Below are 17,549 nucleotides of genomic sequence, written 5' to 3' on the forward strand. Positions count from 1 at the left end.
ATTTAATCAAAGTAAAATTTTAAAATCCTCTATATCAAAAAGCAAAATTCTATCATTTTTGATTTTTTCTAGCTCGCCTGAGAACCCAGATTTCGAAAACAGCGCCACCATATCGGGCGCAAGCGCGGAATTTTCGCACTTTGCGAGCAGTTCGTTTAGGACATTTTTTGAGATTTTGCGCTCTTTGTATTTGCACTCGCCCACGACTAAAAACCCCTCAAATTTCGCAAAAATATCAATCTCGCTATTTTTATCCCAATAACTCGAAATTTGCGAAATATCGATATTTAGGTAGTTTGCGAGCAGTTCGCGGCAGAGTATCTCATAGCCAAAACTCGCGTAATTATCGAAATCCTCCCTAATCTCGCCGATGACTTTTTCGTATTCGCCCTGCGCCAAAATTTGCAAATTTGGCTCGATAAACCTGAACCAAAACCGCGAGAAATTGTCGTTAAAATGGACTTTGTCTGTGATTTGATAGCGTCTTAAAATTCGTGGCAATTTATCATTTTTATGCAGTTTTACGGGGCGTTTTTCGTGTGATTTTTCTAAATTTAAAAACCCAGCTTCTAGCAAAATTTGCGTGATTTTTTGGGCGGTGAAGCGGGGCAGTATCTTTGCGACACCGATTTTTTTGCGATCTGATCTAGCAAATTTCATCAACGCTTGTTTTAGCTCTTTTTCATACTCGCCACCGAAACTAAACCTCTCGCCAATCTCCCTAAAATTCGGCAAAATTTCAGTCTCTATCGCGCTAAATACATCGTCATATTTCGCGCAAATATCAAAAGCATCGAATACGAAGTGAAATTTCAAAATTTCACCCAGTTCCAAATGGCCAAATTTGCTAGCCGTGTGTTTTAACCCTAGAATTTCACCCCTCCTAAAACGGCTAATTTTAGCAAGTTTAGGTATAATTTACAAAATTTTGGAGCAAAAAAATGCAAATCGAAAAAATAAAAAATGATTTAATACTAAAAGAGGGGCTCAAATATTTCGATTTCGCCGCGTCTGGGCTAGCCTGCAATAGCGTCGAGCGCGAAATCGAGCGGGTTTTGCGCACTTATGCCAACACACACTCGCTTGGCGGCGAAAACGCCCACACCACGAGCGAATACTACGAAAACGCGCGCGCCAAAATCAAAGAAATGCTAGGGTGCGCTGGCAGATACTACCTCATCTCGTGCGGATTTGGCGCGACAGCCGCGATTAAGAAGCTATGGGAAATTTTAGGCATTTACCTGCCACCAAATACCAAAAAACGGCTAAATTTGACAAATTTCGCCACAAATGAGCGCGCGAAATTTCCACTAATCGTAATCTCTCCATACGAGCACCACTCGGTCGAAATCAGCCTGCGTCAGGCTCTGTGCGAACTCGTGCGCGTGCCACTGGGTGCAGACGGGCTTATGGATTTTGGCAAATTAAATGAAATTTTAGGCGCAAATAAAGGGCGCGAAATTTATGGTGTATTTAGCGCGTGTTCGAACGCCACTGGGATTTTAGTCGATTATAAGCGGGTGTTTTTGGCGCTGAAAATGCACGGCGCGAAACTTTTCATCGACGCTAGCGCGCTTGTGGCGCATGATAATGTGGATTTGGGCTTTTGCGACGGGCTGTTTTTTGGCGCACACAAACTCATCGGCGGAGTGGGTGCGTGCGGGATTTTGGCGCTGAAAAAAGAGTTTTTAGAAGGCGCAGAGCCCACATTTGCGGGCGGTGGCGCGGTAAAATACGCTGATTTTAACTCGCAAAGCTTCGTCATCGACAAAGAGAGGCTAGAAGAGCCCGGTACGCCGGGAATTACGGCGCTCATTAGGGCATATTTGGCGCTAGATTTGCGCCGTAAGGTGGGCTTTGCGACTATAAAAGAGCGAGAGCGCGCGCTAAATACGAAATTTATCGATGAAATTTCAAAAATCAAAGAGATTAAAATTTACGGAAATTTAAGCGCGCCAAGGGTGCCGATTTTCGCCTTTAATATGCAAAATTTAGCCTCTGATGCCCTAGCCTCCGTGCTTAGCTCTAAATTCGAAATCCAAACGCGCTCTGGGTGCGACTGCGCAGCACCGTATGGATTTGATCTGACAGCCCTTGCGCCAGATCCCATAAATCAGACCAAACCAAGCTGGGTGCGAGCAAGCTTCTCATGGGTCAATGACGAGGACGATATCGCCTATCTCGCCCACGCGCTCAAAGAAATCGTCAAAATACGAACTAAGATAAATTTTGTCAGCGGAAAGTATCGTTGCTAATCGCCCCCGCAAGGCGGAAATACTGCGCCAGGTTTAAAAATAATGATAAATAAAGAATTAAAAATTATGAAATTTGATAAAAATATAAAATTCGGTGGGCAAAAGGATACCCGCCCTACGATACTGCACTACTTTCTTGTGTTGTAATGTCTGCCATAAAAGCTCCTTTTATTAAAATTTTCTTTCATAAAATTCATTTTCTAATTTTAAAACTTCTTCTCTATCGATATTTGATATGCCAAAAAACTGCTTTTCATCTTCTGTTTTTGCACTTTTCAGTCTTTTATCTATAAACGAATTTTCATCTAAAACAATTTCGCCTTTTTTGTATTTTTCCGTATATTCAAAATATGTCATATTTTTATCTTTAAGAAAAAGTCTAGTATTTGGTATAAGATTATCTCTATTGTCACGCACATATTTGTCAATATTTTGAAACCATTTTGTATATCCAAATGTTTCAGTTTCATTTTTATATTCTAAATATTGCGATATATCTTTGAAAGTTAAATTTTCATCAGATTTAATAATGCGAAAATTTTGATAAAATTTTATAAAATCTTCTTTGTTAAAATTTTCAAAATCTACTTTATAATCCAAGCTATCATCACCACAATATTTACCATATAAATTTATTTCTTCATCATATTGTTCTATTATGTATGGATTTGGTTTTAATTCTAGTTTTACTATTGTGTTGTTTTCTTTTAATTTTCGCAATATATAATCATAAGGATTTGCATATTGGTTTTTTCTATCCAATTCATTTTCAAGTTTTTTTGCTTTTAAGCCTTTTTCTTTTGCGTATTTATACACCAAATAATCTTGCAGTATTTTATCTTTTCCATCTACTATCTTATAAAGATATGAAATTTTATCATGTATCAAATTCTGATAATTTCTATGGCAATTTTCATATTCTTCTTTAAAAAATTTCAAGGTTTCTTCATTTGGCACAAATTCTACATATTTCAGTAATAAATTTAGCATAGGTTTATAAGATACTCTTCGTTCATCGAATTTACTAAATATTGAACGATTTAAATTGCTACGATTATATATTTTTTCTATGCTTGTTCCCGCAAACATATCTTCTAAACTATTTGTGTATCTATACATGCCATACTTTGGCTCACCAAAAAATAAATATGGTTTATATCCACTTTCTAATACCATTTCTGCAATTTCATATAAATCAGAATTAATCAAAACATCAAATAAATACACAGCAGAACCACCCACAAATTCTCTCTTTTCATCTTTAAGGATATATTCTGTATTTCCGTTATCATCAAGTATAATTCTATCCCAATATGTATATAGCGGTGCATCAATCGGACCCCACTGAACCACTTCCACTTCATCAAATTTAACGCCGTTATCAAACAAAATTTTAACTACTTTTGTTGCATTATTTTCGATAGCGTATGCCATAGGACTAAGCTTATAATTATCTTTTGCTCTTATATTTGCACCTAGTTTTATAAGTTCTTTTGTTGTGTTTTCATCGTTATAAAAAGCACTATACATTAATGGCGTAGTGTTTGCTTGAAGTTTGGTATCAGCTGAAAGGTTGTTATCTTTTAAAAATTCTAACACTTTATCTGTTTGTCTTGTTTCTAGCAAATGTCTTAACGCTTTTTGCGTTTCGTTTTCGTCTTTATGGTCGGCTTCGTTTGAAATCGCCCAATGTTCCACTGCAAAATTATAAATTTCTTCTTGTGTAACATATTTTGACAAGCCTTTTGTCTGTGAAACATTAGTATCTGCTGTAACTATAAAATTCGACTTTTTCTTATCTAATTCTACAATTCTCAGTATAATAGCTAAGAAAATCACAGGTAAAATCCACAATAAATCTTTCATATATTTCCTTTTATTTTTTTATTTGTAAATTTAAATTCAGGTCGTATCGTTTAACCACGATATAAATTTGTTTAAATTTACGATTTTGCAAATTTGTTATTTAGCTTTTGGCGATTGCTTCGAATTTCTACGCAAATTCGAAGCAATGACATTTATAGGCAAAATTAAAAAATAAAATTCTCGGCGCAGTATCCCAAAATTTGCGAAGCGAAATTTAAAGGGCAAAATTCCACGCAAAAGCAAATTTAGCAAAATTTAAATCACAAAATCACAACCAAAAACAAAATTCCTACAATTATGCGATAAATTCCAAACGGGATAAAGTCAAATTTGCTAACAAAGCTCAAAAACAGCTTGATTGCGATTAGCGCGACCACGAAGGCAACCGCTCCACCAAGCAGAAAAATCCAAATATTTTGCGAATTTTGTGCGAAGGTGTCAAGGTTTTTGTAAGTATCATACAAAGTCGCCGCAAACATCGTAGGAATCGCAAGCAAAAAGCTAAAACGGGCTGCTAAATTTCGGCTAAGCCCACAAAGAAGCCCAGCGATAATGGTCGCTCCCGATCTAGAAGTCCCCGGCACCATAGCAAAACACTGCGAAAGCCCGATTATAAAGGCTTGTTTGTATGAAATTTCGCTAAAATGTTCGCTCTGGCTCACAGGCGGATTTTTCTTGCGAAGTAGCTCGACCACGATAAAAATCACGCCCCAAATGACAAGCATATACGCGGTCGTAGCAGGCGAAAATAGCGATTTTATCGTCTTATACATCAAAAATCCGATGATTGCTGTGGGGAAAAATCCGACCATTAGCTTAACCCAAAGCGAAAAATCCTGTTTAAGTCGCTCGAAAAACATAAAAACTACCGCTAAAATCGAGCCTAGCTGAATTACGACCTCGAAGCATTTAAGCGCGTCTGTCTGCTCCAAACCCAAAAAATGCGACGCCAAAATCATGTGTCCTGTCGAGCTTACGGGCAAAAACTCGGTCAGCCCCTCGACAACGCCTAAAATTATCGCACTAATTATATCCATTGATTATACCTTGTAAATTTTTTATGTTTTGTGAAATGCTATTTGGTCTGTAAATCGCACTCACAAGCGCGATATAATCGGGGTTTAACGCCAAAATTTGGGCTAAATTTTGCTCGCTAATCCCGCCAATTATCGCAACTGGGATTTCAAGCACACGCTTTGCCATTTGCACGATTTCGTGCGGACAAAGCGGGGCTTCTTTTTTGGTGGAGCTTGCAAACATCGCCCCAAACGCAGCGTAACTCGCACCGCAGCTTTGGGCGATTTTGGCCCTTTTTATATCGCTATAACATGTCACGCCGATGATTGAGCTTGCGCCCAAAAATTCGCGCACATTTTTTATTTCACCGTCGTCTTTGCCGATATGCACGCCGTGAGCGCGGAGTTTTTTCGCCAAAACGACATTATCATTGATGATTAGCTTCGCACCGTAATCCTCGCAAAGCGAAATTAGCGAGGCGATGAGAGCTTCGTCTTGGCGCGGGAGTTTGGAGCGATACTGCACGAGTTTGACGCCACTATCTAAAATTTCACGCACCTGCGAAAAAACGCTAGAATTTGGCGTCAAAACATCATCGGTAAGGGCGTAAATTTCACTCATTGATTGACATTTCTATTTTTGGTTTTTCTTCTGCATTAATGATAGTTAAATTTTGACTAGCATTATTTTCTTCTTCATTTTTTACTTTTTTTGGCTCATCTTTAATCCCAAGAGCACATTTGGTGAGTTTTTCATATTTTTTTCCAAACAAACCGCGCTTGTTTTCCATAGCATACACACTAGCCTCTATTAGCGCTTCGCTATCATCATTTTTTAAGCTCGCAACACCTTGTCTTACAAGTTCTAAACTGAGATTTTTTTTATCTGTACTAAAATCGCAATATAATTTTTTAGCTGTTTGCTTGCGTATGGTTACGAAATATCTTGCGCCCGGTTTAATAATATTTTCTATCATTTTTTTTTGATTTTTAATAAAATTTTTAATCTCTTGATTATTCGCTTTACATCTATTTAAGTCTTTTTCGTTTATTAAATAAATTTGATTTGGCGTGCAAACAAATCTGCGATCACCTTTTTTAAACAAAAAAAGATTTTCATCTTGAACATAAGCTAAAAATTTCGCATACATCACATCATTTCTCGCACACGCACTCGTAACCAAAAGCGATAAAAATATAAAAATCAGTTTTTTCATAAAAGCCCTTTAAATAGAAAAAAGCGCAAAATTTAAAAGGCTAAATTTTGCGCCAAATTTGGATTATTTTAGGTTGTATTTTTCTAAAAGTTTGTCGTATGAACCGTCTTTTTTCATCTCATCGATTGCTTTGTTGAATTTCTCCACAAGCTCAGGATATTTGCCCTTATCGAAAGCAAAGGCAAATCCGTCGCTTCCGTCAGACTCTCTCATAAACTCCACGATATCGTCGTTTTTCTTCAAATACTCCACGCCCACAGATGAATCCACGCAAAGCGCATCAACCTTTTTGTTTTTTACTAATAGCACGCCAGCAAACACGGTTTCTGCTGGATTGACATCTGCGCTAGGAATTTCGCGGATTGCGTTTTCTTGGATTGTGCCAAGTTGCGCTGTTAGGCGTTTGCCTTTAAGATCGTCTTTAGTTTTTAGGCTATCGTCGTCTTTGTGTTTGATATATAAATTTTCGACTTCATAGTATGAGTTTGTGAAATCCACAGCGTTTCTTCTCTCTGCTGTCGCGCTCATACCTGATCCTGCTAGATCGATTTTGCCGCTTTTTAGCGCTGGGATTAAGCCGTCAAAGCTCATATTTAAAATTTCGATTTTCAAATCGGCTCTTTTTGAAATTTCATTTACCAAATCAATATCAAATCCAGTGATAGTTGAGTTTTCATCTACGAACTCAAATGGCGGATATTCGGCGTTTGTGCCCATTACATAGACATCTTTTGCACAAGCAATTGAGCCAACCAAGCTAGCTGCCAACATAAATTTAAGAAATTTTTTCATTTCTGCTCCTTTTAATGGTTTAAAATTTTATTTAAAAAGTCTTTTAAGCGTGGATTTTGCGGATTTTCAAAAACATTTTTAGGCGTATCATCGACTAAAATATTTCCGCCGTCCATAAAAAATATTCTATTTGCCACATTGCGTGCAAAGCCCATTTCATGGGTTACGACAAGCATTGTAATGCCCTCTTTGGCAACCTCTTTCATAAGAGCCAAAACCTCGCCTATCATCTCAGGATCTAGCGCACTCGTAGGCTCGTCGAAAAGTATCACATCTGGGTTCATCGCTAGGCTTCTAGCGATTGCGATGCGCTGTTTTTGACCGCCTGAGAGTTTGTGCGGGAAAGACTGGGCCTTGCTCTCTAATCCCACCTTTCGCAAAAGCTCCATTGCCTTTTCTTTGGCTTTTTCTGGGGTATAAATTCCAGCTTTTACCGGGGCTAGGGTTAAATTTTGCAAAACATTTTTATTCGCAAAAAGGTTAAAATGCTGAAAAACCATGCTGACTTTTTGGCGAATTTTATTGATATCGGTTTTTTTATCGGTAATGTCTGCGCCACCGATTTTGATACTGCCCTCGCTTGGGGTTTCGAGCAAATTTAAACATCTCAAAAATGTCGATTTTCCACTCCCGCTAGGTCCGATGATTGCGACAATATCGCCTTTGTTTATGGTTTTGGAAATGTCTTTTAAAACGCAAAGATCGCCATAACTTTTGCTCAAATTTGTAATCTCAATCATGTCTATTTAACCTTGATTCTAAAATTTTAACCAAAAGCGAGAAAAATTTCACACTCGCATAATAAATCACACCAGCGAAAAGTATCGGCTGAACCGTATATAGCGAGGCTTGCAGGCTTTTTGAATAAAATGTCAAATCCGTAATCGCCACAAGTCCCACGACCGAAGTTTCTTTAAAAAGGCTGATAAATTCGTTTGCCAAAGCTGGCAAGATATTTTTTATCGCTTGCGGGAAAACAATGACTTTCATCGCTGTCGAATACGACAGACCCATAGCGCGCGCAGCCTCCATTTGACCGCGATCGACGCTGTTTATTCCACTACGGACGATCTCACAAACATAGGCTGAGCTGTTAAGACCTAGCGCTACGATTGCGGCGAAAATGTTGTTTTGCCAAGTCGCAAAAACGACAAAGACAAAAATCATAAGCTGTATGATTATCGGCGTGCCACGGATGATATCGACATACTCATCAATGATAAAATTTAAAATTTTATTATCCAAAAATTTCAAAAACGCCAAAATAAATCCCAAAACTATACCAAGCGCGATACCACCACTTGTGAGTATCAGCGTGACACCATAAGCATTTACAAGCGCCATTTTGCGCGCGTCTGTTAAGTTATCTGGATAGCAAAAATAAATTCCTGCGCAGATGATAATCAACGAAAAAACAATCTTTAAAATTCTCTCGTTCAATCCCCAGCCTTTAAATTAAAATTTAGCCTAAAAGCATACTAAAATTTTGATAAATTTCAAGTAAATTTTGATAAAATCGCACCTTTTAAGGAGTGGAAAATGAATTATTGGATCTATGCCTCGATCGCTATGTATTTCCTAGCCCTCGTCATCATCGGCAGACACTACTACGACAAAAACGCAAGCCTAAGCGAATACCTCATCGATAATCGCAGATTAAATCCCTTTGTAACAGCTCTTAGCGCGGGTGCTAGCGATATGAGTGGTTGGATGCTTCTAGGGCTTCCTGGGGCGTTTTTTGCTACTGGAATTAGCACGGTTTGGATTGCAATCGGACTTTGTATCGGTGCGTGGTGTGCGTATAAATTTCTCGCAAAAAGGCTTAGAATTTATACCGAGGTCGCAAGCGATAGCATTACAATCCCTGATTTTTTGGAAAATCGATTTAAAGACAAAACAAAATCCTTGCGCATAATCTCTGGGCTTTTGATTATCGTATTTTTCACACTCTATGTTTCTAGCGGAATCATCGCAGGTGGAAAGAGTTTTGAGACATTTTTCGGACTAAATTTCGCTTACGGCGCGATTGCGACGATTTGTATCGTTGTGTTTTATACATTTTTTGGTGGATTTAAGGCTGTGGCGATAACAGACGCTTTCCAAGGCGCTTTAATGTTTATAGTGCTAATTATGATTCCAGCATTTTCGTTTAATGCGCTACAAATCCCAGATAGTTCGAGCTTTTGGGGCGAGGTATCAAAAATCAGTCCGTCGCATTTGGATCTGTTTGAGGGGCAAACTTTTCTTGGAATTTTGGGGCTTTTGTCATGGGGGTTTGGCTATTTCGGACAGCCTCATATCATCGTGCGATTTATGGCGATTAGAAATTCAGCCGAGATGAGCTCTGCGCGCAGAATTGGCATTTCGTGGATGGTTTTTGGACTGCTTGGGGCGATGGCTAGCGGACTAATCGGCCTAGTGTATTTTCACCAAAACTCCCTATCTATCAGCGATCCAGAGAAAATTTTCCTAGAACTTGGCAAAATTTTCTTCCACCCATTTATCCTTGGCGTGATTATTTCGGCCGTGCTAGCTGCTATTATGAGCACGATTTCTAGCCAGCTTTTGGTCAGTGCTAGCTCGGTTACGAAAGACTTCATTTTCGCATTTTATAAAAAAGAGGTCTCATCAGCCACGCAAACCCTAGTCTCCCGTCTCGCGGTCGTTTTCATCGCGGTGCTAGCTACGATTGCGGCGTTTTTGTGGGACGATAGCGTCTTAAATATCGTCGGACACGCTTGGGCGGGCTTTGGTGCGAGTTTTGGCGCGGTGCTGCTTTTTAGCCTGTATTCTAGGCACATGAGCGCTTTAAGTGCGCTGTGTGGCATGCTAGTGGGCGGAATCACCGTCATAATCTGGATAATTGCCGATTTATCGGGCTATATTTATTCGCTACTGCCTGGATTTACATTTTCGATGATTGCCATAATGCTAGTCAATAAATACAACTCCGTGCTAGATAAAATGGCGGACGAGCCAAATTTAAGCGAAATTTCAATCGAATTTGAAAAAATGAAAGCACGAAACGAAAGCGAGAAAAAATAATGCTAAATTTGAAAATGGCAAAAGATTTAATCTCAGGCGCAATTTCACAGCCAAATCTACTAGCGCATTGCGAAAATGTAATGGCCGCAATGGGGGCTATGGCGGAGCATTTCGGCGAGGATAAAGAATACTGGCAAGCGATCGGCTATCTGCACGATTTCGACTACGAAAAATTCCCGCACGAGCACCTAGCGCACACGAAGGGGCCACTTTTGGGCGCTGGCGTAGATGAAGCTAGCGTGCGAGCGATTTTAAGCCACGGATACGGCATTTGCACCGATGTCGAGCCGATTTCAAATTTAGAAAAGAGCCTATTTTGCGTCGATGAGCTAACAGGCATAATCGATGCCTGCGCCAAAATGCGCCCAAACGGCTTTGCGGATTTAGGCGCTAGCAGTGTAATGAAAAAATTTAAAGATAAAAAATTCGCAGCCAAATGCGATAGAAGCGTGATTTTAAAGGGTTGCGAAATGCTTAGCATGGATATCAAAGAGGTCGTAGAAATCTGCATAAAAGGCATGAGAGAACTGCACCAGGCCTGATACAGCAGTGAAATTTTAAATTTTAAATTTCTGCAAAATACTGCCCCGAAATTTTAAATTCATAGATTGCCACGAATTTTGCTAACGCAAAATTTTCGCAATGACAAATCAAGCGTAAATTTTGCCTAATTTGTCATTGCGAGAAAACGAAGTTTTCGAAGCAATCCAGTAAAATTTAAAGCAAAATTCAACCTAAATTTTAGCATTGAATTATTTTTTAAATTTTAGGCAAAATTTTGCTTTTCTCGTAAGGGGGAAGGGGGCTTGAATTGCGAGGTCGCTCCCCTTCCCCCTTACAATCCCCCAACCCCCGACGACGCTTTACAAGGTGGCTAAATTTAAAGCTTCGCTTTAAATTTAGCTGATTTTATTTTACGGAAATGCTTCGCATTTCTTTGAAATTTAGTGTGAAATTTCGGGGCAGTGTTTAAAAGGTTGCGCTAGCGGGTTATGCTAAATTTAAAATTCTATCAAATTTCGCTTCAAAAGCCTAGCTAAATTTCGCCCAAGCCTCTCGTAACCCCCAGCTTCTAGGTGGATTTCATCGGGACGGATTAGCCCCATTTTGCGCCAGCCCTCCCAGCCTCCGTCCTCGCTCATCGCCATATCAAAATCATAAAACATAAGCCCCATATCGCTGGCTAGGTGCCTTATCACGGCCGCTGCGCGATGGGCGTTTGGCACTTTGGGGCTGCGAGGCGGGGCGAGTAGCAGGATTTTTGCCCTGCGCGAGCCTTTGCGAAGCGAGCGCACCAGCCCCCGAAGAGTCGCGTAAAATTTCGCCTCGTCAAAGTTGCTATCAAGGGCGTCGTTTGTGCCATAAGCGATAATAAAAAGCTCGTAATCAAGTCGCGCCAAATCCCTAATAAAGGCGTTTTTGCCCCATTTTTGATACACGCTCGAATACGCGCCATTACTTGCGCAACTATCGGCGAAACTGCCATTTTTGCGGTAAATTTTATACCCGCCAAGCTCCGCACCCTCGCGCAAAGAGCGGATTTGCACCGGAAAAGCGAGCGTAAAACGCGTGTATTCCCAAGAATTTCGCAAAAGATGATTTATGCGAAATTTCCGCCCATTAGCGTCGATAATCTCGAAAATTTCGCCATTTCCGCCCACTCTGTGAAGCACTTCGACCTCAAAGTCGCCACTTAGTTTTTTAAGCTCAATTTGCAAGCTCGCCCCATTTCTCGCCCTTGCGATAACCCCGCATAGCGGGAAATCCGGGTCTGTATCCCTGCGCGATGAGATAATCTCAAAGCCCTCGTTTTTAAATCTCACTGCCTCACTAGCGTGAAATTTAGGCATTAGCGGGGCGATAAAGCCCACACTATCGTCGCTTCCACCAAAAAATTCATCTCTAAATGCCTGTATTAGCGCGTCGCTTCCTAGGTGCGAATCGCCCAAAAACTTCACCCCAAAGCCCTGCGCTAGCGCGCCACTAATGCAGAGCAAAACCGCGAAAAGCGCGCGTGCAAGGCTACTCAACGCTAATCCTTGCTAAGATTTTTTGGGTTATGATTTCGCAGCCTTTTTTGCTGATGTGGATCCCGTCGTCTTGGCGGACGCGAATTTGGTTTTTGCCGTTTTTGAGATAGACCTTGTATGCGCCGTTTTCGCACACAAATGGGCTTGTAGGCATGTAAATTTCGCCAAATTCTTTATTCACACTTTTATAAACTTTGTTAATCGCCTCGGTTTTTTGCTCAAATTTCGCTTCGTTCATGCACGGAAGCCCCAGCCACAGCACCTTTGCGCCGTATTTTTCGGCAGTATCGTAAATCTCCCTGACCCTACTAGCATAAAATTCGCTCCAAACCTCGCTCCCTACGCTTCGCACAGCTCCGTTGATTTTGCGCGGGTGAGTATCGTTCGCACCCAAAAACACCACCACTAGCCCGATATTTTCGTTATTTGCCAAATTTTCGGATAAAACCTGTTGCCAGTTGTGCCCCTTTTTATCGACTAGGCCGGTTGATTGTTTGCTAAGATCAAGCACTTTTAGCCCTGATTTTGGAAAAAATTTCTTAGCGCTCATACCCACATACTGCATTAGGCTATCGCCGATAAATAGCACGGTTTGACCGGCTTTAAGCGCGATTTTTTCATTAGATTTTTTCGCAATTTTTGGCTTGGAAACGGGCGCGGTTTCGTTCGCCTCGCTAGGCTTTGGCGCGGTTAAATTCGCGCTTTTGTTGTTATCAATTTTAGGCAGAGTTGTGTCAGTTAGCTTAACTGCTTCGATTTTTTTAAGCTCACGCTCAATGATTGCGTCTTTATCGCTTGGAGCAATAATGGGCGCAGTGTTACTAGCGAGCGTGTAAGTGGCTGTTTGCGGAGAGAGGCTCGCAAATTTCGCCTTTAAATTTGGCGTGAAATTTTGGATTTTTTGGCTAATGTTTGATTGCAATTCGCCCCCAAATCTCAAAGGCGAATTCGCCAAATACTCTTCCAAACCAAAATTCGAGCCAAAGCGCGAATTCGCGTAATAAATCAAGGAATTTTGCGCAAAAAAAGCTAAAATCAAAAACGCCACAACCAACGAAAACAAAAATTTAATCATCTAAAAACTCGCATAAATAAAATTTGGAATTCCACTTGGCATCAAAAGATAAATCGCGCAAAAAACCGCGCCCAAAACTATACCTTTTAACCAAAATGGCAATCTCTTTAAAAAGCCCTCAATTAGGCGGTTTGTAACCAAAAATTTAGGATAAATCAAAACAAAAATCAAAACAGCCAAAACTAGCAAAATTTCAAATTTGCTCTGATAAATCGGCGCTGTGATTAAAGCCGAGAAAATCGCGCCAATCTCGCTAAAATCAGTGTTTGCGAAAAACACCCACGCAAAACTGACATAGATAAATGTAATCAGCCTAGAAAAGTGTAAATTTAGTGGCTTTACTTTGCAGGCGCGTAGGCATTTTAACCACACGCAAGCAACCCCATGCAACGCCCCCCAAATGGCGAAATTTAGCCCCACTCCATGCCAAATTCCAGAGAGCAAAAATGCTAGCATTATATTCAAATTCATACGCCAAAACTTCCACGCACCGCGCACTTCGACAAATTCGATTATCTCTTTTTTGGCTTTTTTCTTTTTCTTTGCGCCGATTTTGAGCTTTACTGGCAGTTTTTTACCCCAGCCACAATTCCCACCAAGCGGGATATAAATGTAATCGCGGATAAAGGTAGAAAGGCTGATATGCCACCTATCCCAAAACTGATCGATATTTCGCGCAGTATATGGCATGTGAAAGTTGCGCGGCAAAGCAAATCCGAGTGCCAGCGCTAAGGCGCGCGCAATGTCGATAAATCCGCTAAAATTCGTATAAATCACAAAAGAATAAAGCAAAATCGCCAGCACAATTTTTAGCGCGCTAACCTCACTAAAATCGTAAATATTGCTAAAAATCTCGCCCACAAACGGCGTGAGATGACCGCAAACAACAAGAACTTTAAAAGCGCCGATGATAAAAAGCGCGAGAATTTTATCGCCGTTTTTAAAGCTCTTTTTTTGATTAAATTGTGGCAAAACCGGATAAATTTTAGTGTATCCTTTGGAGTTTTTATGCGCGACTGCCCTACCTATGGGGCCCATTACCACGCTTGGGAAAAACGCCAGATAGCAAAGCAAGCTCAAAAAATCCGCCCCCTCGCACTGCTTTTTGCCCACAGCCACGAGATAGGTTATCGACATAAAAGTATAGTATGAAATGCCCAGTGGCAGGGCGATTGACTCGATTGGGGAGAGACCAAAAAAATTTGTAACAATGGCGAAAAATTCTCTAATATGGCTAAAATATTTGAAAAAACACAAAAAACAAATAGAGCCAAAAACTGCCGATAAAATGGCAGAATTGCTGGAATTTCGCTCTAAAAATTTACCCGCACTATACACAAAACACGAGTAAGCAAACAAAATCGCGCCAAATTTTGGGCTTACAGAGCAGACGAAGCCGTAACTTGCAGCCAAAATTAGGATTTTTTGGATAAAGACGCTGTCTTTTTGCGACCAATACAGGGCAAAAAACAGCGTAAAAAGCAAAATAAACTCGGGCGAAAAAAATGTCATTTTGATTGATTATGAAGCGCGCAGGGCTTTGCACCGCCCTGCTCGCGCCGCATTACTCCTATCCTCTTACGATTTTTACAGCTTCTACCATATTTTTTAGGCTTGGTTTTACCTCTTCCCATTTGCGAGTTTTAAGCCCACAATCAGGATTTATCCAAAGTTGGCTTTTTGGCAAAACTTCTAAAAGTGCGTTAATTTGCGCTACCATTTCCTCTACACTTGGCACGCGAGGGCTGTGTATATCATACACGCCAGGTCCTACTTCTTGTTTGTAGCCGACAGATTTGAAAATTTTCAAAAGTTCATTGCCAGAACGCGCCGTTTCTATACTGATGACATCGGCGTCCATTGCTTCAATCGTTTTGATAATATCGTTAAATTCAGAATAGCACATGTGAGTGTGAATTTGCGTCTTAGCGTCTGCACTTGAAACTGCGAGTTTAAACGCGCCCACCGAGAAATTTTCGTATTGGCTGATATTTTCCTTACGAAGCGGATAGCCCTCTTTAAAGGCTGCTTCATCGACTTGGATTATCTTAATACCTGCAACTTGTAAATCAGAAATTTCATCGCTAATTGCCAAAGCTAGTTGCTTGACAACCTCGCTTCTAGGCTTATCATCACGCACAAACGACCAGTTCATAATGGTTACTGGACCTGTTAGCATACCCTTCATAATCTTGCTTGTTTTGCCTTGCGCGTATTTTATCCACTCTACGGTCATCGGTGCAGGGCGCGAAACATCGCCAAATAAAAGTGGCGGTTTTACGCAGCGACTGCCGTAGCTTTGCACCCAGCCATTTGCGCTAAATGCGTAGCCTTTGAGCTGTTCGCCAAAATACTCAACCATGTCGTTTCGCTCAGGCTCACCATGGACTAAAATATCAAGCCCAATCTCTTCTTGAAACGCCACGCACTCATCGATATAGGCTTTTATATCTTTTTCGTAGGCTTCCTTACTAATTAGACCCTTTTTATAAGCGTTGCGAACTTGGCGAAGTTCGGTTGTTTGTGGGAAAGAGCCTATCGTCGTGGTCGGCAAATCGCCGTAAGCAAGGGCTTCGCGCTGAATTTTAATGCGGTCTTCAAATTTATCACTTCGCTCAAATTTGGTTAAATTTTTCACGCGATTTTGCACCGCTATATCGTGGATTAACGGCGAATTTAGGCGTGTTTTGGCAGATTTGCGATTTTCTTCATATTTTTTGATACCGCTATCACAGATTGGAATTTTAAAGAAAAGGTGGCTTAAAATGCAGACTTCTTCGAGTTTTTCACACGCAAAACTTAGCCACGATTTAATCTCAGGGTTTAGTTTTTCTTCATATTTTAGTGTAAAAGGCACATGCAAAAGCGAACACGAAGTTCCCACATAAAGGCGATCTTTGCTGACATATTGGGAGATGAATTCCAAAAATTCTAACTTTTTATCAATGTCGCTTTTCCAAATATTTCGTCCGTCAATAACTCCTGCAAATAGCGTAGTTTTGGCATTTTTTAAGATTTCAAGCTCGGCTTTGATATTTTCTTTACTCGCATAGACAAAGTCTAACCCCACAGCCCAAATGTCCGTTTTAACGACTTCCCTTAACGCTTCTGTGGCGTGCTCAAAATATGTCATAAATACGATTTTAATGTTATTTGCGACCAAATTTAGCTTGTTATAAACAGGTGCAATTTTTCCCGTTAGCTCCACGCCCCTATCGGTTACAAAAATCGGCTCGTCGATTTGAACGACGACTTCGTTATCAAGGGCTGAAATCTCGCCTAGAAGCTCGGCGTATTTTTCTACTAGCTCATCGAGTTTGGCTAGCGGTTCGCCCCCGTCCGTGCTTTTCGAAAGCGCTAGATAGGTTATCGGTCCGATTAAATTTATCTTTAACGCGCAACTATCCTTAAAATCGTTGTTTTTAGCTGCTTTGTATTCGTTTAGAATTTTGTCTGCATTTAGGCTAAATTTTGTGTTTTTGCTGATTTCAGGCACGATGTAATGGTAGTTTGTGTTAAACCATTTTGTCATTTCCATTGCCACGGCGTCTTTGTTTCCACGCGCCATCGCAAAATACTGCTCCGCTCCACTCAAATTTGCAAATCTTTGGGGCACTGCACCAAAAAGCACGCTATTATCAAGCATTAAATCATAAAATGAGAAATCATTTACACTAATTAAGCCAGTCCAAGCATCAAGCTGATATTTTATGTGGCGATCTTTTAGCTCGTCTGCTACCTTTTCTAGTGCGCCAAGTTCGCACTTTCCTGCCCAAAAGCTTTCTAATGCTTTTTTAAGTTCTCGTTGTTCGCCAATGCGCGGAAAACCTGTGATATAACTTTTCATTTTTATCCTTTTTGTTTTAAAATTTTATAAATTGTATTGAGAAAAAGTCTGAATTTTGCGCCGCTAGCGCGGCATGAATATGCGTGAATAAATGATTAGCCCTAGAAAAACACCGATAATATCAAGTCGCCATGGGACAGCGCATTTATTGCTTCCTTTAAATTTCAAATTAATCTGAGCATTTTAGCCTTATTTTGCTTTGATATAGATAAAATTTTGAAATTTTAATTTCCACAAACACTGCCCCGGAATTTTACTTTGCAATTGCACAGAAATGCGAAGCATTTCAGTAAAATAAAATCAGCTAAATTTAGAAAAACGAAGTTTTTCTAAATTTAGCCACCTTGTAAAGCGTCGTCGGGGGTAGGGGGATTGTAAGGGGGAAGGGGAGCGACCTCGCAAAATG

General features: G+C 40.4%; 15 protein-coding genes. 3 read left to right on the forward strand and 12 right to left on the reverse strand.

Annotation, left to right across the window (positions count from 1 at the left end):
* Positions 1–6: 6 nt before the first annotated feature.
* Positions 7–816, reverse strand: coding sequence for a DUF234 domain-containing protein (locus tag OFN73_RS06705; protein WP_270862772.1), 810 nt, complete (start codon positions 814–816; stop codon positions 7–9).
* A gap of 125 nt (positions 817–941) precedes the next feature.
* On the opposite strand from OFN73_RS06705, the gene OFN73_RS06710 reads away from it, so the two are divergent.
* On the forward strand, positions 942–2,255 hold the full coding sequence (locus OFN73_RS06710; RefSeq protein WP_270862773.1) for an aminotransferase class V-fold PLP-dependent enzyme: 1,314 nt from the start codon (positions 942–944) through the stop codon (positions 2,253–2,255).
* 171 nt (positions 2,256–2,426) lie between these two features.
* Here the strand turns inward: OFN73_RS06710 and OFN73_RS06715 are convergent, their stop codons facing one another.
* The 7 genes from OFN73_RS06715 to OFN73_RS06745 form a co-directional block, all read right to left on the reverse strand.
* Complete coding sequence (locus OFN73_RS06715; protein ID WP_270862774.1) at positions 2,427–4,121, reverse strand: ankyrin repeat domain-containing protein; 1,695 nt, start codon at positions 4,119–4,121, stop codon at positions 2,427–2,429.
* 260 nt (positions 4,122–4,381) lie between these two features.
* Positions 4,382–5,158: an undecaprenyl-diphosphate phosphatase gene (locus OFN73_RS06720; protein WP_270862775.1), complete on the reverse strand. Its 777-nt coding sequence runs from the start codon at positions 5,156–5,158 to the stop codon at positions 4,382–4,384.
* Positions 5,145–5,759 carry a thiamine phosphate synthase gene (gene thiE, locus OFN73_RS06725; RefSeq protein WP_270862776.1) on the reverse strand — a complete coding sequence of 205 codons (615 nt, stop codon included), beginning with the start codon at positions 5,757–5,759 and terminating at the stop codon, positions 5,145–5,147. Before thiE ends, OFN73_RS06720 begins: the two co-directional genes overlap by 14 nt.
* On the reverse strand, positions 5,752–6,354 hold the full coding sequence (locus OFN73_RS06730; protein WP_270862777.1) for a hypothetical protein: 603 nt from the start codon (positions 6,352–6,354) through the stop codon (positions 5,752–5,754). The genes thiE and OFN73_RS06730 overlap by 8 nt, the downstream gene beginning before the upstream one ends.
* A 63-nt stretch (positions 6,355–6,417) precedes the next feature.
* Positions 6,418–7,146, reverse strand: a complete 729-nt coding sequence (locus OFN73_RS06735) for a basic amino acid ABC transporter substrate-binding protein (RefSeq protein ID WP_270862778.1) — start codon at positions 7,144–7,146, stop codon at positions 6,418–6,420.
* A gap of 11 nt (positions 7,147–7,157) precedes the next feature.
* The gene (locus OFN73_RS06740) at positions 7,158–7,886 is read right to left on the reverse strand and encodes an amino acid ABC transporter ATP-binding protein (protein ID WP_270862779.1); all 729 of its coding nucleotides are present in this window, start codon (positions 7,884–7,886) and stop codon (positions 7,158–7,160) included.
* Positions 7,879–8,586: an amino acid ABC transporter permease gene (locus OFN73_RS06745; protein ID WP_270859767.1), complete on the reverse strand. Its 708-nt coding sequence runs from the start codon at positions 8,584–8,586 to the stop codon at positions 7,879–7,881. The genes OFN73_RS06740 and OFN73_RS06745 overlap by 8 nt, the downstream gene beginning before the upstream one ends.
* Before the next feature lie 99 nt (positions 8,587–8,685).
* Here OFN73_RS06745 and putP point away from each other — a divergent pair, with 99 nt between their 5' ends.
* Both putP and OFN73_RS06755 read left to right on the forward strand, forming a co-directional pair.
* Positions 8,686–10,191 (forward strand): sodium/proline symporter PutP, encoded by a 1,506-nt coding sequence (gene putP / locus OFN73_RS06750; RefSeq protein WP_270862780.1) that lies wholly within the window; start codon positions 8,686–8,688, stop codon positions 10,189–10,191.
* Positions 10,191–10,733, forward strand: a complete 543-nt coding sequence (locus tag OFN73_RS06755) for an HD domain-containing protein (protein WP_270862781.1) — start codon at positions 10,191–10,193, stop codon at positions 10,731–10,733. Before putP ends, OFN73_RS06755 begins: the two co-directional genes overlap by 1 nt.
* 459 nt (positions 10,734–11,192) lie before the next feature.
* Here OFN73_RS06755 and OFN73_RS06760 read toward each other — a convergent pair whose 3' ends face one another.
* From OFN73_RS06760 to metE, 4 genes are read right to left on the reverse strand one after another with little or no spacing between them, the layout of a single operon-like run.
* The gene (locus tag OFN73_RS06760) at positions 11,193–12,221 is read right to left on the reverse strand and encodes a GDSL-type esterase/lipase family protein (RefSeq protein WP_270862782.1); all 1,029 of its coding nucleotides are present in this window, start codon (positions 12,219–12,221) and stop codon (positions 11,193–11,195) included.
* Positions 12,214–13,296 (reverse strand): SGNH/GDSL hydrolase family protein, encoded by a 1,083-nt coding sequence (locus OFN73_RS06765; RefSeq protein WP_270862783.1) that lies wholly within the window; start codon positions 13,294–13,296, stop codon positions 12,214–12,216. Before OFN73_RS06765 ends, OFN73_RS06760 begins: the two co-directional genes overlap by 8 nt.
* Positions 13,297–14,808, reverse strand: a complete 1,512-nt coding sequence (locus OFN73_RS06770; RefSeq protein WP_270862784.1) for an MBOAT family O-acyltransferase — start codon at positions 14,806–14,808, stop codon at positions 13,297–13,299.
* Between the two features lie 58 nt (positions 14,809–14,866).
* A complete protein-coding gene (metE, locus tag OFN73_RS06775; protein WP_270862785.1) occupies positions 14,867–17,143 on the reverse strand; it encodes a 5-methyltetrahydropteroyltriglutamate--homocysteine S-methyltransferase in 2,277 nt (758 codons plus the stop codon).
* Positions 17,144–17,549: the final 406 nt, after the last annotated feature.

It is taken from the genome of Campylobacter sp. JMF_14 EL1 (assembly GCF_027737585.1).
Lineage (GTDB): Bacteria > Campylobacterota > Campylobacteria > Campylobacterales > Campylobacteraceae > Campylobacter_B.